Annotated in this window: 19 protein-coding genes; 13 read left to right on the forward strand and 6 right to left on the reverse strand. The window is 55.9% G+C overall.

Going from position 1 to position 21,303, the window contains the following annotated elements; genetic code table 11:
* Positions 1–57: 57 nt before the first annotated feature.
* On the reverse strand, positions 58–1,314 hold the full coding sequence (locus ACZ5FM_RS04290; RefSeq protein WP_464039809.1) for an MFS transporter: 1,257 nt from the start codon (positions 1,312–1,314) through the stop codon (positions 58–60).
* Between the two features lie 191 nt (positions 1,315–1,505).
* On the opposite strand from ACZ5FM_RS04290, the gene aspS reads away from it, so the two are divergent.
* Both aspS and ACZ5FM_RS04300 read left to right on the forward strand, forming a co-directional pair.
* Positions 1,506–3,299 (forward strand): aspartate--tRNA ligase, encoded by a 1,794-nt coding sequence (aspS, locus tag ACZ5FM_RS04295; RefSeq protein ID WP_464039810.1) that lies wholly within the window; start codon positions 1,506–1,508, stop codon positions 3,297–3,299.
* Between the two features lie 246 nt (positions 3,300–3,545).
* Positions 3,546–5,663, forward strand: coding sequence for a methyl-accepting chemotaxis protein (locus ACZ5FM_RS04300; protein WP_464039811.1), 2,118 nt, complete (start codon positions 3,546–3,548; stop codon positions 5,661–5,663).
* Positions 5,664–5,812: 149 nt separating this feature from the next.
* On the opposite strand, the gene ACZ5FM_RS04305 is transcribed toward ACZ5FM_RS04300, so the two are convergent.
* Positions 5,813–7,000, reverse strand: coding sequence for a hypothetical protein (locus ACZ5FM_RS04305; RefSeq protein WP_464039812.1), 1,188 nt, complete (start codon positions 6,998–7,000; stop codon positions 5,813–5,815).
* A 280-nt stretch (positions 7,001–7,280) separates the two neighbouring features.
* Between ACZ5FM_RS04305 and parC the strand changes: the two genes are divergently transcribed.
* Complete coding sequence (parC, locus tag ACZ5FM_RS04310) at positions 7,281–9,539, forward strand: DNA topoisomerase IV subunit A (protein ID WP_275640822.1); 2,259 nt, start codon at positions 7,281–7,283, stop codon at positions 9,537–9,539.
* Positions 9,540–9,632: 93 nt separating this feature from the next.
* Here the strand turns inward: parC and ACZ5FM_RS04315 are convergent, their stop codons facing one another.
* The 3 genes from ACZ5FM_RS04315 to hemB all read right to left on the reverse strand — a co-directional run bounded on the left by ACZ5FM_RS04315 (position 9,633) and on the right by hemB (position 12,081).
* Positions 9,633–10,409: an arginyltransferase gene (locus ACZ5FM_RS04315; RefSeq protein ID WP_192487482.1), complete on the reverse strand. Its 777-nt coding sequence runs from the start codon at positions 10,407–10,409 to the stop codon at positions 9,633–9,635.
* 125 nt (positions 10,410–10,534) lie between these two features.
* Entirely contained in the window at positions 10,535–10,993 is a 459-nt protein-coding gene (locus ACZ5FM_RS04320) for an RDD family protein (protein ID WP_259145359.1), read from the reverse strand.
* A gap of 71 nt (positions 10,994–11,064) precedes the next feature.
* Positions 11,065–12,081: a porphobilinogen synthase gene (gene hemB, locus ACZ5FM_RS04325; protein ID WP_192487484.1), complete on the reverse strand. Its 1,017-nt coding sequence runs from the start codon at positions 12,079–12,081 to the stop codon at positions 11,065–11,067.
* 191 nt (positions 12,082–12,272) lie between these two features.
* Here hemB and ACZ5FM_RS04330 point away from each other — a divergent pair, with 191 nt between their 5' ends.
* From ACZ5FM_RS04330 to ACZ5FM_RS04360, 7 genes are all read left to right on the forward strand, one after another.
* On the forward strand, positions 12,273–12,710 hold the full coding sequence (locus ACZ5FM_RS04330; protein ID WP_192487882.1) for a DUF6163 family protein: 438 nt from the start codon (positions 12,273–12,275) through the stop codon (positions 12,708–12,710).
* Positions 12,711–12,944: 234 nt separating this feature from the next.
* Positions 12,945–13,454 (forward strand): transcriptional regulator LdtR, encoded by a 510-nt coding sequence (gene ldtR / locus ACZ5FM_RS04335; RefSeq protein ID WP_192487883.1) that lies wholly within the window; start codon positions 12,945–12,947, stop codon positions 13,452–13,454.
* 327 nt (positions 13,455–13,781) lie between these two features.
* Entirely contained in the window at positions 13,782–15,113 is a 1,332-nt protein-coding gene (locus ACZ5FM_RS04340) for a L,D-transpeptidase family protein (RefSeq protein WP_192487485.1), read from the forward strand.
* Positions 15,114–15,405: 292 nt separating this feature from the next.
* Positions 15,406–16,695: a serine hydroxymethyltransferase gene (glyA, locus tag ACZ5FM_RS04345; protein WP_192487486.1), complete on the forward strand. Its 1,290-nt coding sequence runs from the start codon at positions 15,406–15,408 to the stop codon at positions 16,693–16,695.
* Positions 16,696–16,708: 13 nt separating this feature from the next.
* Complete coding sequence (gene nrdR / locus ACZ5FM_RS04350; RefSeq protein WP_192487487.1) at positions 16,709–17,188, forward strand: transcriptional regulator NrdR; 480 nt, start codon at positions 16,709–16,711, stop codon at positions 17,186–17,188.
* Between the two features lie 2 nt (positions 17,189–17,190).
* A complete protein-coding gene (gene ribD, locus ACZ5FM_RS04355; protein ID WP_464039813.1) occupies positions 17,191–18,288 on the forward strand; it encodes a bifunctional diaminohydroxyphosphoribosylaminopyrimidine deaminase/5-amino-6-(5-phosphoribosylamino)uracil reductase RibD in 1,098 nt (365 codons plus the stop codon).
* Positions 18,288–18,908, forward strand: coding sequence for a riboflavin synthase (locus ACZ5FM_RS04360; RefSeq protein WP_250982908.1), 621 nt, complete (start codon positions 18,288–18,290; stop codon positions 18,906–18,908). The genes ribD and ACZ5FM_RS04360 overlap by 1 nt, the downstream gene beginning before the upstream one ends.
* Here the strand turns inward: ACZ5FM_RS04360 and ACZ5FM_RS04365 are convergent.
* Positions 18,871–19,404 carry a GNAT family N-acetyltransferase gene (locus tag ACZ5FM_RS04365; protein WP_275640825.1) on the reverse strand — a complete coding sequence of 178 codons (534 nt, stop codon included), beginning with the start codon at positions 19,402–19,404 and terminating at the stop codon, positions 18,871–18,873. The two genes, ACZ5FM_RS04360 and ACZ5FM_RS04365, sit on opposite strands and share 38 nt — an antisense overlap.
* Positions 19,405–19,563: 159 nt before the next feature.
* Between ACZ5FM_RS04365 and ACZ5FM_RS04370 the strand changes: the two genes are divergently transcribed.
* The 3 genes from ACZ5FM_RS04370 to nusB all read left to right on the forward strand — a co-directional run bounded on the left by ACZ5FM_RS04370 (position 19,564) and on the right by nusB (position 21,300).
* Positions 19,564–20,196, forward strand: a complete 633-nt coding sequence (locus tag ACZ5FM_RS04370) for a LysE family translocator (protein ID WP_464039814.1) — start codon at positions 19,564–19,566, stop codon at positions 20,194–20,196.
* Between the two features lie 153 nt (positions 20,197–20,349).
* A complete protein-coding gene (gene ribH / locus ACZ5FM_RS04375; protein WP_192487490.1) occupies positions 20,350–20,796 on the forward strand; it encodes a 6,7-dimethyl-8-ribityllumazine synthase in 447 nt (148 codons plus the stop codon).
* A gap of 3 nt (positions 20,797–20,799) precedes the next feature.
* A complete protein-coding gene (nusB, locus tag ACZ5FM_RS04380) occupies positions 20,800–21,300 on the forward strand; it encodes a transcription antitermination factor NusB (RefSeq protein WP_192487491.1) in 501 nt (166 codons plus the stop codon).
* Positions 21,301–21,303: the final 3 nt, after the last annotated feature.

The following is a 21,303-nucleotide window of genomic DNA, read 5'->3' on the forward strand; positions in this document are numbered from 1 at the left end:
CCGTATGTCAATACAAACTCGCCATTTCCCAGCCTTTGAGGGGCTGTTTTCCAGTACTCAGACGGCATCCTTGTCGTTTTTGTCACGACTTTTCGGTGGCTGTGCCGCCAGTTTGCTGAAATAGGCCGAGGTTCGCAAAAGGGCCCTAAAACGCCAGTTGCGCTCTTCAACAGGCACGCCTGGACGCATCTGAAGGCGGTAGATGGTGTAGATGATAAACACGACCTGCACCGCGGCCGTATAGATAAATAGAGCCTTAGGCCCATAGATATCGATCAGCACCGAGGCAAGCAACGGTCCGACGGTTGCGCCCAAGGACCAGAAGAACAACAGCCCGGATGCGACCATGGCATGTTCGCCTTCCTTGGCGTGGTCATTGCCGTGTGCCGAGCTCAGCGAATAGAGCGGCAGTGCAAAGGCACCAAAAACGAAGACGCCGATAATATTGGTCCATTCGTCCGTTCCACCGAAAAACACCAGGAACAGGCCGGTGATGACAGACCCGGCCGTGGTGGCGAGAATGACGATGCGGCGGTCATAACGGTCGGAATAGGCACCCAGCGGATATTGCAGCACCACGCCGCCAATAATGCCGGCACTCATGAAGGTGGCGATGGCGGTGACCGACATGCCAATCTGTTCGGCATAGATCGGACCGATATTTCGAAATGCTGCCATGCTGAGACCGACGGCCACGCAACCAACCACCGCCAAAGGCGAGATGCGCCACACGGCGGCTGGGTTGAACTTCATGGCATTGGGCGGGGCAGGGTTGGACTTGTCGGCCAGTGAAATCGGCACAAGCGACAATGTCAGTGCCATGCCGATCAGTGAAAATACCGTTGGCCCTTCAACGCCGGCCATCGGAATAATGTACTGCGCCAGCGTGACGGAGCCGAGGTCGACCAACCTGTAAATGGACAGGGCACGGGCACGGTTGGAATTGGTGACCTGTGCGTTGATCCAGCTTTCAATGATGGCAAACAGACCAGCAACCGCAATGCCGATCAGAAAACGCATGGCAAGCCAGAACAGCGGATGCGTGACCAGTGCCATGGAAATGGAGGCGGCTGATGAAATCGCGGCAAGGGCCGCGAAGGCCCTGATATGGCCAATTTTTCGCAACAGGCTGGTGACGTAAATACAGCCGATTGCAAAGCCTAGGCTGTAACCGGCGCTGATCAGGCCGATGGTGCTGGGTGAAAAGCCCTCAGAGAGACCACGCAACGCAATAAATGTGCCTTGCAGACCATTGCCACCGATCAGAATGCCGGCAGTTGCGAGAAGGGGAATCAGCGGGCGGATCTGGCTCATGGGGACGAATCATCGCAGGAGAATGAAAAAAGCGTCTAACGTTCCACAGTCTTAGTGGCATGTCGGCTTGAAGGACAGACGAGAACACGACATTCTTGTGCTTTGCCTTGACAAATCGGGCGAGCCATGCGCTTTTCCGGCCAAATTTGATCGTGCGGCAACAAGGCCGCAGCATGTTTCAGGATAACAAAATGCATCGTTACCGCAGCCACACCTGTGCCGCTCTTCGCAAGTCCGACGTCGGCGCGACTGTCCGCCTTTCCGGTTGGGTTCATCGCGTGCGAGATCATGGCGGCGTCTTGTTCATCGACCTTCGTGACCATTACGGCATCACGCAGGTTGTTGCCGATCCAGACAGCCCGGCGTTCAAAGCCGCTGAAACCGTGCGTGGCGAATGGGTCATCCGCATTGACGGTCTGGTCAAGGCCCGTTCGGAAGACACCGTCAACAAGGGCATGGCCACTGGCGAGATCGAACTTTACGCGCAGGAAATTGAAGTTCTCGGCGTTGCCAAGGAACTGCCGCTGCCTGTGTTCGGTGAGCCAGAATATCCCGAAGATGTACGCCTGAAGTACCGCTTCATCGATCTTCGTCGTGAAACACTGCACAAGAGCATCGTCAAGCGCACGCAGATCATCTCCTCCATGCGCAATGGCATGGCTGAGGCTGGTTTTGCCGAATACACCACTCCAATCCTCACGGCCTCGTCGCCGGAAGGTGCACGCGACTTCCTCGTGCCAAGCCGTATCCATGAAGGCAAGTTCTTCGCGCTGCCGCAGGCACCGCAGCAGTACAAGCAGCTTCTGATGGTTGCCGGTTTCGACCGCTACTTCCAGATCGCGCCTTGCTTCCGTGATGAAGATCCACGCGCTGACCGTCTGCCGGGCGAGTTCTACCAGCTCGACGTGGAAATGAGCTTCGTGACCCAGGAAGATGTCTGGGAAACCATGGAGCCGATGATGACGTCGGTGTTTGAACAGTTTGCCGAAGGCAAGCCAGTTACCAAGCAGTGGCCACGCATTCCTTACGATGAATCGATCCGCAAATACGGCTCCGACAAGCCGGACCTGCGTAACCCGATCGTCATGGAAGCCGTGACCGAGCACTTCGATGGCTCCGGCTTCAAGGTCTTCGCAAACATGATCGCCTCGAACCCGAAGGTTCAGGTATGGGCTATCCCGGCAAAGACCGGCGGCTCCAGAGCATTCTGCGACCGTATGAATGCATGGGCACAGTCGCAGGGTCAGCCAGGCCTTGGCTACATCTTCTGGAAGGAAGAAGACGGCAAGGTTGGTGGTTCCGGCCCGCTCGCCAAGAACATTGGTGAAGAACGCACCGAAGCGCTGCGCGTACAGCTCGGCCTCGAAGCTGGTGATGCCTGCTTCTTCGTGGCAGGTGACCCGGCCAAGTTCTACAAGTTCGCTGGTGAAGCACGTACGCGTGCCGCTGAAGAACTGAACCTGATCGACCGCGACCGCTTTGAAATGTGCTGGATCGTTGACTTCCCGTTCTTCGAATACAACGAAGAAGAAAAGAAGATCGACTTCGCGCACAACCCGTTCTCCATGCCACAGGGTGGTCTGGAAGCGCTGGAAGGCCAGGACCCGCTGTCCATCAAGGCTTATCAGTATGACGCAGTCTGCAACGGCTTCGAAATCGCCTCCGGCTCCATCCGTAACCAGTCGCCTGAACTGATGGTCAAGGCGTTTGAAAAGGTTGGCCTGAGCCAGGCAGACGTTGAAGACCGCTTCGGTGGCCTCTACCGCGCGTTCCAGTACGGTGCACCTCCGCACGGCGGTTGCGCATTCGGTATCGACCGCGTTGTCATGCTGCTCGTCGGCGCCAAGAACCTGCGTGAAATCACGCTGTTCCCGATGAACCAGCAGGCACAGGATCTGTTGATGAACGCACCGGCTCCTGCAACGCCAACACAGTTGCGCGAATTGGCACTGCGTGTTGTTCCAACACAGAAAAAGACTGATTAAGTCTAAGATGTGCGGACCGGCATCCGGTTCGCACCGATCATTTGCAACGGCAGCCCTCGGGCTGCCGTTTTGCGTTTCAGCCTGTCTCAGGTCCGAATAGTCACTGAAATACTATGATGGGTTGATCGCTTAAAATTCGATTCAACTGCCTTTTGTGCGTCGCAAAAAATTCACGGGATTGTCACGCTGATTTCGGCATTTCTTAAACTTTGCAGGGGATTCCGTAGGCCAACGAAAGGGTCCCCTATGCCAGCTTTTTTTCCTGTTGCCTTGCGCATATCGCACCGTATTTCTCTTCTTGTCCTCGTGGCGCTGCTTGGGTTGGCGGTTGTGGTCGGCACGTTTCTGTTCCAGCGCCATCTTGAGGCCGGTTACAAACAATCAGCAGAGCGGGTGGAGGAGCGGCAGATCGTCGTTTCCGAGATCGTCTCGGACCTGCACTTCGCACAGCTTGAGGAAAGGGATTTCCTGCTGGCAAAACAGATGGCCGCTATCGAGCGTTTTGATAGAGTGGTGAAGGACACCGGCTCGCGGATCGAGACGCTGCGCGCTGACAACGATACCGGCGCGACCTCGAAGTTGGAAAGCCTGACCAATGCGCTTGGTATCTATTCCACCGCAGTTGCAAGTCTGGTTGCCAAAAACAAAGAGCTGGGGCTGGTTCCGTCTGATGGTCTTGAAGGCGCAATGCGCCGCGCCGTACACAATATCGAAAACCTGGTGTCAGGACTTGAAAACTCCAATATCCGCGCCAGCATGTTGATGATGCGTCGTCACGAGAAGGATTTTATCCTGCGCCAAGACCCTGCCTATGTGGCGAAGCACAGTGACGAGGTCGAAACCTTCAAGGCAGAAGTGAAGAAGGAGTTCCGCCCCGGTGCCGAACGTCAACGCATCATGGATGCGCTGGATATCTACACGGCATCTTTCCGCTTTTACGCCGAAGCGACGATCGTGGAGCAGGGGCTGCGCAAGGACGTCGATAACGCTTACGTCGCCATGCAGCCTTTCGTCGGCGATGTCATGGCCTATTACACGGCCAAGAAATCCCGCAATGCCAGCGACAATGCTGCGGCTGAACAATGGACAATCCGCATGGTGACGGGGCTGATTGCGCTGACCGTGCTCAGCCTGCTGGTCAGCGTCTATTTTATCGGACGGTCGATCAGCCGCCCTGTCGCTGCCATGACCGATGCGATGCGCAATCTGGCCGATGGCCAAACCTCGCTGGCCGTGCCGGGGCTAAGCCGCCGCGATGAATTCGGCGCCATGGCCAAGGCGCTGGAAGTTTTCCGTCTGGCAGCGATCAGCAAACAGAAGCTGGAAGAAGAAGCGGCCCATGCACGCGCCCGTTCAGAGGCAGAACGCAAGCGCCTGCAGGAAGAGGCTGAAACCCATGCACAGGCACGGCTGATGGAAGCGACGCAAGGGCTGGCATCGGCGCTGCAGCGTCTTGCCAAGGGTGATCTGTCCTTTCAGCTGACGGTTCCATTCTCGCAGGATTTCGAGGCGCTGCGTCACGATCTCAACCAGACCCTGGCACAGCTGAATGGTGCCATGGGCGGCATCGCCGAAGCCGGTTATTCGATTGACGGCGGTGCCCGAGAAATCAGCCAGAGCACCGACGATCTGGCGCGCCGGACAGAACAGCAGGCAGCCTCCCTGGAACAGACGGCAGCCGCACTGGATGAGTTGACTGCCAATGTGCGCCTGTCTGCGCAGCGTGCCGCACAGGCGCAGGACATTGCCACACAGGCTGGCAGTGAAGCCGAACAGACTAACCGCCTTCTCGAAGATACAATTAAGGCGGTTTCCCGCATCGAGCGGTCCTCCGAGCAGATTGGCAGCATTATCTCTGTCATCGATGAGATTGCCTTCCAGACCAACCTTCTGGCGCTTAATGCCGGTATTGAGGCGGCGCGTGCTGGCGAGGCAGGACGCGGTTTTGCTGTCGTGGCGCAGGAAGTGCGCGAACTGGCGCAACGCTCCGCAAAGGCGGCCGGTGAGATCAAGGCGCTGATCAACAACTCCGGCAGCGAGGTGCGCGAAGGCGGGCGTTTCGTGCGCGAAACCGGTGAAGCGCTGTCGCGTATCGGCGGTTCGATTGTCGATATCCGTGAACACGTCAACGCCATTGCTGCGGCATCGCGCGAGCAGGCGATCGGTCTTGGTGAAATCAACAGCGCCATCAACCATCTTGATCAGGCAACGCAGAGCAACGCCGCCATGGTGGAAGAAAACAATGCAGCCGGTGCGGTTCTGTCACGTGAAGCTGGCCGCCTGAATGAACTGCTGCAAATGTTCCAGTTGCAAGAACAGACATCACATCAGCATGAGCGTGCGGTACCTCGCCGCGTCGCCTGATGACGCTTGGATCGGCATAAGTTCAGATCGTAAAAAAGCCCCGGCAAAACCGGGGCTTTTTGATGCTTGTCTTCAGAAGGTACTCGCTGCTTCAGTAGGCGAGGGCACGTTGGCAATATTGAACCGCGCAACGTGCCGTGCAGGCAAACTTAGTCGTTTGCAGAAACCGTCACGCCAAGAACGGTTGGCAGCGTGTTTGGCGCACCCATGGCCGCACCGATGATCATCGGGAACGGAACCGGGTTCTCTGGAGCCGCAGAAATCGTGAAATTCTTGGGGTCATCGACATAGGCGTTGACTGCGGCTGATACGGCGTTCTGCAGCTCAGGCAGGTTCAACTGTGCCATCATCAACGGCGCCATGCCCTTGATGGTCTGGGCAAGTTGGTCGCTTGTCATGCCCTGCTTCTCGGCTGCAAAATCAAGTGCACGCTTGCTGATGCTGTCGTCGGTGAAGCTGATTTCAGCGTTGACGAAGCTAAGCTGCTGGGCAAGGCCGAGCATCGCAAGGCCAGCGGCCTGATCTGCCTGTTCCTTGTTCGGGTTTTCAGCTTGCGCCTTGACGGTTTCCTGCATCGACTTGATGAAATCGAGTGTGTAGCCGGAGAAGCCAAACGCAAGGCTCAGGCTGCCGATGTCATCCAGCTCCAAGGTGTAGTCGCTGATATCGACTTTGCCAGACGCCACTTCCCAGGTGCCTTCCATGCTCATCTGGCCGGCAAGAGACTTGATGGCGAGCTTGCCCAGAGCTTCCTTGCTGGCTGGGTCCTTGACGTCGCTCAGGTCGGCCTGGAAGCCGGTTGCACTCATGTCAAAGCTGATTTCGTTCTTGTCTTCGCTGATGTTCATGGTTGCGGTCGTCTCTTCGAGAGTGACCACGTCCTTGCCGTCAACCTTGACCTTGACTTCACCGCTATGGGCTTCGTCATAGAACAACAGGCCATCAATCGAGCCGGCGTTGGCCGCAGCAGGAATGGTGATGCCCTTCATGTACATGTCGGTGACGGTAATCGTCGTTTGTTTTTCGGTGAAGTTGATGTCGTCGAATTTTGCGGTGCCGACGTGGTACCCGCCATTGTTCTCTTCAACATCTTCGAACGTGATGTCGCCCAGAGGGAACTTCTGCTCTGCAACAGCTGTCGAACTGAATGCGGCGCCCTTGAAAACAACCGTCGAGCCGTTCGTTTCGACCGCATCGGCGGTGAGGCCTGCACCCTGCGTCTTATAGGACTCGTTGATCTTCTTCAGAAGGTCGTTACCGTCGAGCGCGAAAGCCGTACCGGAAAATGCCAGAACCGTTGAACTGGCAAGCAAAAGCGCCCGGAAATTGGTCTTCATGGTTGTTTCTTCCCTTTTGTGGTCTACTTTGAATCTAACGTTCGTCGCATTTATAGGTGCTTGCGGAATGCTGTCCACTCCCCAAACTCTTGGGGGGCTGAGGGCAGCAATGTCATTTCTCAATCAGCCTTAATGAATTGTTCAGATTTGGGCATCGCGCTTCAACGATTTTAACGCAGACTGTGTTCCATGTGCCAAATATCGATTGTTCTTCCTTCATCCACAGGCGAAAGCCCCCGGATTCCTTGCTGGGAATCAGCATTTCGGCTAGTCAAGCAGCATGGGAAAAAATCTTGTTCCTCCGTCTGGCGGAGATGATAACATTCATCCGGTCGATCTCAAGGCTGCGCTCGAAGAGCGTTACCTTGCCTATGCGCTGTCGACCATCATGCACCGCGCGCTGCCGGATGTGCGCGATGGCCTGAAACCGGTGCACCGTCGCATCGTGCATGCCATGAGCGAAATGGGCATCCGCCCGAACTCGGCGTTCAAGAAGTGCGCACGTATCGTCGGTGACGTGATGGGTAAATTCCATCCGCACGGCGACGCCTCGATCTATGATGCGCTGGTTCGCCTGTCGCAGGATTTCGCGATCCGTTATCCGCTGGTCGATGGTCAGGGTAACTTCGGCAACATCGATGGCGATGGTGCAGCGGCGATGCGTTACACCGAAGCGCGCATGACCGAAGTCACGGCGCTGCTGCTGGAAGGTATCGACCAGGACGCGGTTGATTTTCGTCCGACCTACAATGAGGAAGACGAAGAGCCGATCGTTATGCCCGGCGCGTTTCCCAACCTTCTAGCAAATGGTGCGTCCGGTATTGCCGTGGGCATGGCAACGTCCATCCCGCCGCACAATGCCCATGAGATCTGTGATGCGGCCCTGCATCTGATCAAGCATCCCGATGCGCCCGTTGAAAAGCTTTTGGAATTTATGCCAGGTCCGGATTTGCCGACCGGTGGCATTATTGTCGAAAGCCGCGAAAACATTCTCGACGCCTACAAGACAGGTCGTGGTGGTTTCCGCGTTCGCGCAAAGTGGGAAGTCGAAGATCTTGGCCGTGGCGGCTACCAGATCGTCATCACCGAAATTCCCTACCAGGTGCAGAAATCGCGCCTGATTGAAAAGATCGCAGAACTGCTGATCGCCCGCAGACTTCCATTGCTGGAAGACATCCGCGACGAGTCTGCAGAAGACGTGCGTGTCGTGCTGGTTCCAAAGAACCGCACGGTCGACGCAACACTATTGATGGAATCGCTGTTCAAGCTCACCGATCTTGAAAACCGCATTCCGCTTAACATGAACGTGTTGTCGCTCGGCAAAATCCCGAAGGTGATGGCACTGAATGAAGTGCTGCTGGAATGGCTCAGCCATCGCAAGGACGTGCTGGTCCGTCGTTCGCGCTTCCGTCTGGCTGCCATTGATCGCCGTCTGGAAATTCTCGGCGGCTTGCTAATCGCCTATCTCAATATTGATGAGATTATCCGCATCATCCGCGAGGAGGATGAACCGAAGCCGATCATGATGAAGCGCTTCGGGCTGACGGATATCCAGGCCGAAGCCATTCTCAACATGCGTTTGCGCTCCTTGCGCAAACTGGAAGAATTCGAAATCCGTACGGAATTCGATGCTCTGAGCAAGGAAAAGGCCGAGATCGAAGCGCTGCTGGCATCTGACGACAAACAGTGGCAGGTCGTTTCCTTTGAAATTGGCGAAGTGAAGAAAAAATACGCCAAGGCAACCGAACTCGGTCGCCGTCGTACGCAGTTCGCCGATGCACCAGATGCCGACCTCGAAGCCATCCATCAGTCCATGATCGAGAAAGAACCTGTCACGGTTGTTATCTCTGAGAAGGGTTGGATCAGGGCGCTGAAGGGACACATTTCCGACACGTCGTCGCTGACCTTCAAGGAAGGTGATGGTTTGAAGCTGGCATTCCCGGCACAGACCACCGACAAGTTGTTGCTGGTCACCACCGGCGGCAAAGCCTACACGCTGGGCGCTGACAAGCTGCCGGGTGGCCGTGGTCACGGTGAACCGGTCCGCATCATGGTCGATATGGAGAATGATCAGGACATCCTGACTGCCTTCGTACACGACCCGGCGCGAAAGTTGCTGCTGGCATCCACCGCCGGCAATGGCTTCATCATCACTGAATCGGAAATGATCGCCAATACCCGTAAGGGCAAGCAGATCATGAATGTGTCGATGCCGGATGAAACAAAGCTGGTCGTGCCGGTTCCTGCCAACAGCGATTATGTTGCTGTTGTCGGCGAGAACCGCAAACTTCTGGCCTTCCCACTGGCACAGATGCCGGAAATGTCACGCGGTAAGGGCGTTCGCCTGCAGCGTTACAAGGACGGCGGCATTTCCGATGCGAAATGTTTTGTCTTTGCCGAAGGTCTGGCATGGGAAGACAGCGCAGGGCGCAGCTTCAGCAAGGTTGGCGACGAGCTCACCGAATGGATGGGCGACCGCGCAACCGCCGGCCGCACCGTGCCGAAAGGTTTCCCACGCAGCGGCAAGTTCAGCGGTTAAGTTGGAACTGAAAAACAACAAAAGCGGCGAAACAGACATCTGTTTCGCCGCTTTTTTATATCCGGACTTGGCCTTTAAAAACTAACGGCGGCCTTAAGGCTTTTCCGCACCTTCGTCCTGCTTGTGATCATAAATCTCCCAGCCGCGCGGCGTCAGATGTTCCTGCGGTTGGTAACGCGTCTTGTAGCCCATTTTCTGGGAGCCATTGACCCAGTAACCGAGATAGACATGCGGCAGGCCAAGATTGCGGGTGCGGGCAATATGATCAAGGATCATGAATGTGCCCAGCGACCGGCGCTCCATCTCGGGATTAAAGAACGAATAGACCATGGACAGGCCGTCACTCATGACGTCGCTCAGCGCCACGGCCAGCAATTCACCGCGCTTGGTGCTGTCAATGCCGGAACCGGGAACCCGCACGCGATACTCAATGACGCGGGTGTTCACATGGGTGTCTTCCACCATGACTGCATAATCCAGCGCCGACATGTCCGACATGCCGCCATCATGGTGGCGGCTGTCGAGGTAACGGCGAAACAGCGCAAACTGTTCGGTTGACGGTTCCGTCGTGTGGATGCTGGAGACAATATCGCTGTTGGTTGATAGAACCCGACGCATCGAACGCGTCGGGGTAAAATGTTCGGCCAGAATGCGAACGGACACGCAGGCGCGGCAGGTTTCACAGGCCGGGCGATAGGCAATGTTTTGCGAACGGCGAAAACCACCCTGGGTCAACAGGTCATTCATTTCGGCAGCCCGCGGCCCGACAAGGTGTGTGAACACCTTGCGTTCAAGTTCGCCGGAAAGATAGGGACAAGTGGCCGGTGCCGTCAGGTAGAACTGCGGGGAAGGCGTTGTCTGGGTATTCATCGAACCTTGGTTGCTCCCTTCGCCTGTCGCATATTGTGACAGAATGGCAAAAACCGGAAAAACGTCAACTGGCCGATTATACTACCGTGTCATTTACTACTGAACTGTTTGCAACCGAACCTCGATTATGAGGTGCGGATTGCAACAGTGCCAAGCAAAAGGTCGTGGATCAGGCGTGAGCGATCGGTAAACAGGCCCACCAGAAGAATAAGTGGCGTCAGTACCGAGTTCAGCACCCAGAACAGCACGATGTGCGCAGTCGCAATCAGGAAGTCAATTTGACGGCCATCCGTGCGTGCCATGGCAATGCCCATGGCTTTCATGCCCGGAGATGCCTGCGATGAACCACCAAGCGTCATGCCAAAATAGAGCAGTGCGACAATAATATAGAGGGCTGGGTAGAGGATCCACGCCAGACCCAGTGTGATAACGCCAAGGAAAAACACCAGGACCGCTGCTGGCACCCACAACACGGCAATCAACAGGTAGTCGATGCAGAACGCAAAAACACGACGGCTCAACACGCCGCTATAAGCGCGCCAGTCCTGCGGCACTGCATAGGTGTTGTTTGGCTCAATACTCATCGCGTTTCTCCTGTTTGCTTTTGATATGGTGAGAAACGCGCGAGTTTCAATCTGTTTCCCTGGCGTTTGCGTCATTTCCCTTTGGCGAGCGCGCGAGCGACTTCAACGGCGAAGTAGGTCAGGATGCCATCGCAGCCAGCGCGTTTGAAACACAGAAGCGTTTCCATCATCACCCGGTCGCCATCGATCCAACCCTGCATGGCGGCAGCCTTGATCTGGGTGTATTCGCCAGACACCTGATACGCGAAAGTCGGCAAACCGAATGCCTCCTTCAGACGCCAGCAAATATCGAGATAGGGCAGACCCGGCTTGACCATCAGCATATCGGCGCCTTCCTCGACATCGAGGGCTGCGTCACGCACCGCTTCTGTGCCGTTGGCCGGGTTGATGTAATAGCTGTTCTTGTCGCCCTTCAGCAGACCGCCGGTGCTGATCGCTTCGCGGTAGGGGCCGTAAAAGCCCGAGGAGAATTTGGTGGCATAGGACATGATGCCAACATTCTGGTGACCGGCGGCATCAAGGCCGCGCCTGATAGCACCAATACGTCCGTCCATCATTTCCGATGGGGCAATAATGTCGGAGCCGGCATCGGCCTGCAGAATGGCCGCCTTGACGACATGGTCGACGGTCTCGTCATTGACAATATCATTACCGCGCAAAATGCCGTCATGGCCGTGGCTGGTGAACGGATCAAGCGCCACGTCAGTAATCATGCCAATATTTGGCACGGCTTTCTTGACGGCGGCAGTTGCCAGATTGATGAGGTTATTGGCCTCAAGAACCTGGGAGCCGGTCTCGTCACGCAGGTTCATTTCTATATTGGGGAAGGTGGCAATTGCCGGAATGCCGAGATCGGCCGCTTCACGTGCAGCCTCGACAAGACGGTCCACACTCATGCGGTTGACGCCGGGCATGGCAGGGATCGGATCTGTAATGCCGGTGCCCGGCACCACAAAAACCGGCCAGATGAGGTCATCAACGGTCAGTCTCGATTCCTGAACCAGGCGGCGTGTCCAATCTGCCTTGCGATTGCGCCGCATGCGGCGGTGTCCGGTTACATCATCAACGAGGTGTGTCTTGTCATTCATAATAATCGTCCTTCCTGCCTGCCATCAGCGGATGGCAGGTATGATGAGAGCCTCATTAACATGCTTGCCCAGACTTGACGAATGTACGCTTCGCCGCACCCTCGAAAAATATGCGATAAAATTCTTGGATAGGATCAGTGACCGGAAACAAGCCGCTGGTCGCTTGCAACGGTTCGACGTATCGTCCCGCCATGGAACATGATTCTTCGCCCGTGCTGAAAAGATCGCTGACGGAAATCCTTTTCGTGGGTTTCCTGCGGCTGGTCGCCATCTCCTGTTTCTGGTTCGGTTTGCAATATTGGGCGATGTTGACTGGCTATTCGTTGGGCGGGCGCGGGCGCTTTGATATGCTCAACCTGCCATGGCGTGTTGCCGGCAGTGGTCTGGCCGTACTTTTCCCTGTTGCCGCACTTGGATTATGGGTCGGTGCATCCTGGGGCGCCGTCATCTGGGTTATCGGCGCCGGTGCGCAAGTTGCCATGTATCGGATTTGGCCAGATATCTTCGGACACAACACAATTGTCCCAATTATGCACGGGCTTGTTGCGGCCGTTTATGCCCTGTTTCGGGCCTCTTTCTGGTTCGATAACCGCCAGAACGAGGATCGGGTAAGGTCTGATTTACCATAATAATAAAGCTTTCAAGGCCGAAATCGTTCAAATTTTAATGTTTAGAGCATTGATTTAATTGAGCTATTTTTGGACGCCCTGCGATTGGTCAAAAGGCCGTCCACAATGGGAAATGTACGGTAAGGATTTGTTAAGCCTGCATTTTAAGTAGAATTTTATGCGCATTCGATAGGTTCTCACTCAAGGCGGAACACAAAACAAAAACCGCCAAACAAAAACAGTGAGGCAGTCATGATCAATAGCAAAGTAAAGCCACAGGCAGCAGTTTCGGATGTACAGGAAGAATCAATCCGTTCGCTCTACATGGAATCGCTGCACCTCGTAGAACGTCTTCACCGTCGTCTTCTTGATGTGATCAAGGACGAGTTCGACCGTCAGGGTCGTGATGACGTCAATGCCGTCCAGGCACTTCTGCTCTTCAACATCGGCAACTCTGAACTGACCGCCGGTGAGCTGCGTTCGCGCGGTTACTACCTCGGTTCGAACGTTTCCTACAACGTCAAGAAGCTGGTTGACCTTGGCTTCATCAACCACCAGCGCTCGCGCATCGACCGTCGTTCGGTTCGCATCAGCCTGACGGACAAGGGCCAGCAGATCGCTGAAACCGTTGCCCGCCTCTATGAGCGCCACATCGGTTCGATTGAAAAGGTCGGCGGCATCGGCACCGGCGAGTTCTCTGAAATGAACCGTCTGCTGCAGCGTCTGGACCGTTTCTGGAACGACTCGATCGCTTACCGCCTGTAATCAGGCCTTAAAAATTCTGTACTCAAAACCGGATGCGGCTGACGTCGCGTCCGGTTTCGTCGTTATTGGCGTGTTGCAGCAATGCCTCGTCACAATTTTTGCTTGTCACACAGCTTCGTGAGCAAAGGGTTGGTGACACGAATTGGCCATATTGATATGAGACCGCAAATTCACACTAAACCGGTGGTTTGTCTGGCGTTGCGGCCCTTTTGGTCCAGCGATTTCGGTGAGCGTATTTGCCGACCGGTTCACGCTGTGAGCGTGTTTGTTAAACATATGGCTTTAGGCATTGTTCATAGTGCCTCTAGAATGGCTGGTAGGGTAAATATGACAAAGAAGATCGGAACTGAAGTTCTCTCCCGCCGTACGCTGCTGCGTTCGGCTGTTTCTGTCGGGGCGGCGGCTTTAGCTGCACCAGCTCTGGCGCAGACCGCAATCGATGATCTGATCGGTGCACCGCGTCGCGGCAATTGGGATGATCAGTTCGACGCACAGGCATCGCGTGCGTCAGTTGGTGTTGTGTCCAACAGCCCGGTCCTTGGCCTTGATGCGCCGATGAATATCCAGCAGGCCATTCTTGTCCATCAGAACATCGTTTCCAACGGGGGCTGGCCGCAGGTCAATGCGGGCCAACAGCGCCTTCAGCTTGGCGTTACCGACGGCGCGGTGCAGGATCTGCGTCGCCGTCTGGTGATCTCTGGCGACCTTGACCAGTCTGCCGGCATGTCCAGCTCTTTCGACAGCTATGTTGACGGTTCGGTGAAGCGTTTTCAGGCCCGTCATGGTCTGCCTGCCGATGGTGTGATCGGCGAATTTACGCTGAAGGCGATGAACGTACCCGCCCAGACGCGTCTTTCGCAGCTGCAGACCAACCTTGTGCGCATTCAATCCAGATCGGGTGATCTTGGCCAGCGTTACGTGATGGTCAACATTCCGGCTGCCTATATTGAAGCGGTTGAAAATGATCGCGTTGTTCTGCGCAACACGGCTGTCGTGGGTCGTGCAAGCCGCCCAACGCACGTCATCAACTCCAAGATCTATGAGGTTATCCTCAACCCTTACTGGACCTCGCCACGCTCCATCATCGAAAAGGACATCGTTCCTTTGATGCAGAAGGATCCGACCTATCTTGAGCGGAACAATATCCGCCTCATCGATGGCAAGGGCCAAGAGGTTTCGCCGACGACAGTTGACTGGTTTGCGCCAAAGGCCCCGAACCTGATGTTCCGTCAGGACCCGGGCAAGAACAACGCAATGTCCTCGACGAAGATCAACTTCCATAACCCGAACAATGAATATATGCACGACACGCCGCAGCAGGGGCTTTTCAACAAGCTGATGCGCTTCGAATCGTCAGGCTGTGTTCGCGTTCAGAACGTTCGCGATCTGACGAGCTGGATGTTGCGTGATACGCCCGGCTGGTCGCGTCAGGAAATCGAGCGGGTTATTTCCACCCGCCAGAACACGCCGATCAAGCTGGCGCAGGAACTGCCGGTTTATTTCGTTTACATCACAGCCTGGTCCGCAAAGGACGGCGTTGTGCAGTTCCGTGATGATATCTACGGCAATGATGGCAATGCGGAACTGGCGCTGAACACCACCAGCGGCATGGAACAGCCATCCGGCTCGATCGATGACGATCTCGTGCCGCGTAACTGATCGGTACTGAAAGCCTTAAATGAAAGCCGCGTTCTTGATGGACGCGGCTTTTTTGTTTGTCGAAGAATGTCTCCTCAAAACAGCCGACGAATTTGAATGAAAGACGCACCATGCAACAAAGATTTGAAGCGCATTGCATGAGGGTGATTAAGCGCGACGTATTTTAATGGCAGTACGTGACGATTTTTTCGTCAAACGTCGCAGTTTGACGGGCAAATCTCGTTGCCTGTATTGCTCTTGAAAGGGCAGGGCGTTAAGACGCCATCGCATTACTGTTTCAGGAGCTTCCATCATGTCGAACACAGATGCCTTCTTCTCTCGCCCACTAGCCGAAGTCGATCCGGATATTTTCGGTGCGATCGAGAAGGAGCTTGGTCGCCAACGTCACGAAATCGAATTGATCGCCTCGGAAAACATTGTTTCCCGCGCTGTACTTGAAGCGCAGGGCTCGATCATGACCAACAAATATGCCGAGGGATATCCGGGCAAGCGCTACTACGGTGGCTGCCAGTTCGTGGATATCGCTGAAGACCTGGCCATCGAGCGTGCCAAGAAGCTGTTCGGCGTCAACTTCGCCAACGTTCAGCCAAACTCCGGTTCGCAGATGAACCAGGCCGTGTTCCTGGCGCTCTTGCAGCCGGGCGATACCTTCATGGGTCTTGACCTGAACTCGGGAGGTCACTTGACCCACGGTTCGCCGGTCAACATGTCCGGCAAGTGGTTCAACGTTGTGTCCTATGGTGTTCGCGAAGGCGACAACCTGCTGGATATGGACGAAGTTGAGCGCAAGGCCAAGGAAACCAAACCGAAGCTTATTCTGGCTGGCGGCACGGCTTACTCCCGCATCTGGGACTGGAAGCGTTTCCGCGAGATTGCTGACGAAGTTGGCGCTTACCTCATGGTCGACATGGCGCACATTGCTGGTCTCGTTGCCGGTGGTCAGCACCCATCGCCATTCCCGCATTGCCACGTTGCCACCACCACCACGCACAAGTCGCTGCGCGGCCCACGTGGCGGCATGATCCTTACCAATGACGAGGATCTGGCCAAGAAGTTCAACTCGGCTGTATTCCCTGGTCTCCAGGGCGGCCCGCTGATGCACGTCATCGCCGCCAAGGCTGTTGCCTTCGGTGAAGCCCTGCAGCCTGAGTTCAAGGATTATGCAGCGCAGGTCGTCAAGAACGCCAAGGCCCTGTCCGAAACGCTGATCGAAGGCGGTCTGGATGTTGTTTCCGGCGGTACCGACAACCACCTGATGCTGGTTGACCTTCGCAAGAAGAACGCCACCGGCAAGCGTGCAGAGGCTGCTCTCGGCCGCGCTTACATCACCTGCAACAAGAACGGCATTCCATTCGACCCTGAAAAGCCTTTCGTCACTTCCGGCGTGCGCCTCGGCACACCAGCCGGCACGACACGCGGTTTCAAGGAAGCGGAATTCCGTGAAATCGGCAAGCTGATCGTTGAGACGCTGGATGGCCTGAAGGTCGCCAACTCCGACGAAGGCAATGCTGCCGTCGAAGCTGCAGTTCGTGAAAAGGTCGTCGCACTGACCGGCCGTTTCCCGATGTACCCGTATATGTAAGGAAGAATAGCTGATGCGTTGCCCTTTTTGCGGTTCGGAAGACACGCAGGTCAAGGACTCTCGACCCGCGGAGGATAATACCTCCATCCGCCGGCGGCGCATCTGCCCTGATTGCGGCGGTCGCTTTACCACCTATGAACGCGTGCAGTTGCGCGAGTTGATGGTGCTGAAAAAGAGCGGCCGCAAGCTGCCGTTCGACCGGGACAAGCTGGTGCGGTCTTTCGAGATCGCGCTGCGCAAGCGCCCGGTTGATCGTGACCGGATTGAACGCGCCGTTTCCGGCATCGTTCGCAGGCTGGAAAGTTCTGGCGAGACGGAAATTCCGTCGGAAGAAATTGGCCTGCAGGTTCTCGAGGCTTTGAAAAGCCTCGATGACGTGGCTTTCGTGCGTTACGCATCGGTCTATCGTGATTTCTCCCATGCGGAGGACTTCGAGAACGTTATTGCCGAGATCAACGCTAAGATTGCCCGTGATACGGATGCGGGGGCCTAAGCGTGACCAGCCCTGCCGATGATGAGAAATTCATGGCGCGGGCAATTGAGGTTGCGCGCCGCCATCTCGGTCTAACCGATACAAATCCCTCTGTTGGCTGTGTTATCGTCAAGGACGGCAACATCGTTGCCGAAGCATCGACATCGGTGAGCGGTCGCCCGCATGCCGAGCGCAACGCGCTGGCGCTGGCCGGCGAAGCTGCCCTCGGCGCAACCGCCTATGTGACGCTGGAGCCCTGTTCACACTACGGAAAGACACCGCCCTGTGCCAATGCATTGGTTGAAGCCGGTGTGGCACGCGTCGTGGTGGCGGTAGATGATCCCGATGAACGTGTGTCGGGCCGTGGGTACCAGATCCTGCGTGATGCTGGCATTCAGGTGGAAACCGGATTGCTGCGCAAAGAGGCGCAGCGCGGGCTTGCCGGATACCTCATCCGCAAAACGAAGAACCGCCCGCAGGTGATTCTGAAACTTGCCGTTTCCTCGGATGGCAAGATAGGCAGGGAAGGTGAGGGACAGATTGCCATCACCGGACCAGAGGCACGTCAGGCCGTGCAGACCCTGCGCACTGAATGTGACGCCATCCTTGTCGGTATTGGCACCGTTCTGGCCGATGACCCTGAACTGACTGTGCGTATTCCAGGCATGGAAGACCGTTCTCCTATTCGCATCGTGCTGGACCGCAATTTGCAAATCCCAACGTCGTCGAAGCTGGTTCGCACGGCACGTGACGTGCCCGTCATTGTGGTGACGAGCAACCAGACCGCACGGGCAGATGAAGCCTGGCATCTGATGCAGGGCGGGCTTTTGGCCGGTGTCGGCGTTGAACTTCTCGATGCTGTTGGCCTCGCCAGCCTTTTGCACTCGCTTGGTGAGCGCGGCATGTCCAACCTTCTGGTGGAAGGCGGTGCGGCTGTTGCCCGCTCATTCCTGGAAGCTGGACTGGTCGATCGTATCCTGCTGTTTGAAGGGCCTGACGCGATCGGTGCCGGTGGGGTTGAATCACCGCTTGCGCGCAACGATATGCCCAAGGAATTTACGTTCGTCGGTGAGACGGCCTTTGGGGCCGACCGCTGCTTTGAATATGAAAGGCCGCTTTGATGTTTACCGGAATTGTCACCGATGTTGGAACTGTTGCTGAACTCTCGGAACTGCCGGAAGGCGTGCGTCTGCGGGTCTCGACCAATTACGACCCCAAGACAATCGACATGGGTGCATCGATCTCCCATGGTGGCATCTGCCTGACCGTGACCAAACTGCCGGATGAAGGCAGCAATGAACGTTGGTATGAGGTGGAAGCCTGGGAAGAAGCCCTGCGCCTGACCACCATTGCAAGCTGGCAGAAGGGCGCGAAGGTCAATCTGGAGCGCGCCTTGAAGATTGGTGATGAGCTCGGCGGCCACATCGTGTCCGGCCATGTCGATGGCAAGGCTGAAATCCTGTCGGTTGAGTCGGAAGGCGAAGCGGTTCGCATTCGCCTGCGTGCGCCCGAAAACCTCGCACGTTTTGTTGCGCCAAAGGGCTCAGTCGCGCTGGATGGCACTTCGCTCACCGTCAATGCCGTTGAAGGTACAGATTTCGACGTTCTGCTCATCCGTCACACGCTGGCCGTCACCACATGGGGTGAACGCAAGGCTGGTGACTTCGTGAATTTTGAAGTCGACACCATGGCCCGTTATGCCGCTAGGCTGGCTGAGTTCCCGGCCGCGACAGCACAATAACCTCTCCGTGGTATTCACTCCGGGCAAATTCCTGAAAGCCCAGCTTTGCCGCCAGTTTTAGGGAAGGCTGGTTTTCAGGGTTGATGATCGCCGTCATGGTCATGGCGGGAAAGCTCTGCTCTCCCCAGGCGACCAAAGCTTGCAGTGCTTCAAGCGCATAGCCCTTGCCATGTTGGTCGGGCGACAACAGCCAGCCTGTTTCCAGCGTGCCTTCGATGGAAGGTTTCATGTCACGCTTGGCTTCATGGAAACCGGCTTCACCAATGACCCTGCCACTCTGCTTTTCTTCAATGATCAGAAAACCGAAGCCGAAATGGTGCCAATGACCGGCAGCGCGTAGCAGCCGTGCCCATGTCTGTTCCGGCGTCGAGGGTGAGCCACCAATATAACGCACCACATCTTCATTTCCCCAAAGTGCAGCATAGGTCTCGAAATCCTCAAGCCGGTGCGCGCGCAAAGTCAGGCGTGGTGTTTCCAGTGTCGGGATAGGGATCATGGTGTCTGCGCCTGCAATTTTGGTTTCATGGGGCTTGCTCTTTAAAGCCGGGTCTATGAGCGCTGACAAAATAAAAACACTTGCCCCTTTTGCCAAACGGGTATTTTTGTTTCGGCTACAAAATGAATTCTGCTGCACCTACGGTCGAAAGGAAAAATCATGCCGTCTTATGAACTGCTGATCACCTTTTTCATAACGACTGTTGTGTTTGCCTATATTCCGGGGCCCGCCATGCTTTATGCGGCGGCTCAAACCATGGCGCGGGGACGTGCCACTGGCCTGATGTCGGTTCTCGGTATTCATATCGGTTGTTATGTGCACATCATCGCCGCCGCTGCCGGCATGTCCGTGCTGTTTCAAGCTGTTCCCTGGCTTTATATGGTCGTCAAACTTTGCGGCGCTGCCTATCTGATCTGGCTTGGTTTTTCGATGCTGCGCACAAAGGTTGCCGGTGGCGAGGTCAATCTGGCGATCGCGCCGAAATCAGCCAAGCGTGCCTTTTTCGACAGCATTATCGTGGATGTGCTGAACCCGAAGACAGCTCTGTTCTTCCTGGCATTTCTGCCGCAATTCGTGGATCCTGCGGCTGCCTTTCCTGTATGGTTGCAGTTCCTGATCCTCGGCGTTCTGGTCAATGTCATTTTTTCGTCTGCCGATCTGGTCTGCGTGCTTTTGGCGGGTGCAATGTTGGGCAGGTTGCAGCGTTCTGGTTCCATGCAGCGGCTTACTCGACGTGCCGCCGGCACGGTGCTGATGGGACTTGGTGTGCATCTGGCCTTGCAAAGAAGCTGATTTGAATTTGCATTTTTGCAGATAAGATAAGGCACCGCTCCGGCGGCTACTTGCAGTTACACATACGAAAATGCTTGCTAAACCACGCAAGCCATGGTTTGACCGCGCAAAAAGCCGGAATGTTTTCGGCAAAACCTTTTCAGGAAATCTCCCATGTCCAACCCACACCTTCTGATCGTCGAAGCCCGTTTTTACGACGATATGGCCGATGCGCTTCTCGAAGGCGCGAAGTTCGCACTCGACGAAGCCGGTGCGACCTACGATATCATCACCGTTCCAGGCGCACTCGAAATCCCGGCGGCAATTGCCATGGCGCTGGATGGCGCAGACAATGACGGCACTGAATATGACGGTTTCGTTGCCCTTGGTATGGTGATCCGTGGTGAAACCTACCACTTCGATATCGTTTCCAACGAATCTTCGCGCGCGCTGATGGACCTGGCCGTCAGTGAATCGCTGCCAATCGGCAACGGTATCATGACCGTCGAGAACGAAGAGCAGGCCTGGGCACGCGTGCGTCGCTCGGACAAGGACAAGGGCGGTTTCGCTGCCCGTGCAGCCCTGACCATGATCGAACTTAAAAAGAAACTGGGTGGCTGAGGCATGTCGAATACTGAAAACAGTTCCGAGCCTCGTCAGCCATCAAGCAAGCCTGTGAACCAGCGTGGCGCTGCGCGCCTTGCTGCCGTTCAGGCGCTGTACCAGATGGATGTCGGTGGCACAGGCGTGATGGAAGTTGTTGCCGAATATGAGGCACATCGTCTTGGTCAGGAAGTGGATGGCGACACCTACCTCAAGGCTGACCCATCGTGGTTCCGCTCTATCGTATCGGGCGTTGTGCGTGATCAGACCAAGATCGACCCGCTGGTTCGTTCCGCATTGCAGGAGGACTGGCCGCTGTCGCGCCTAGACGCAACTGTCCGCGCCATTTTGCGTGCAGGCACGTTCGAAGTGCTGGAGCGCAAGGATGTTCCAACGGCAGTTATCGTTACCGAATATGTCGAGATCGCCCGCGCTTTCTTCGAGCATGATGAGCCAAAGCTGGTGAATGCGGTATTAGACCGCATTGCCAAACAGGTACGCGGCGAGACAAAGCGTAGCTGATGA

The organism is Agrobacterium sp. 5Ca50, assembly GCF_055381905.1.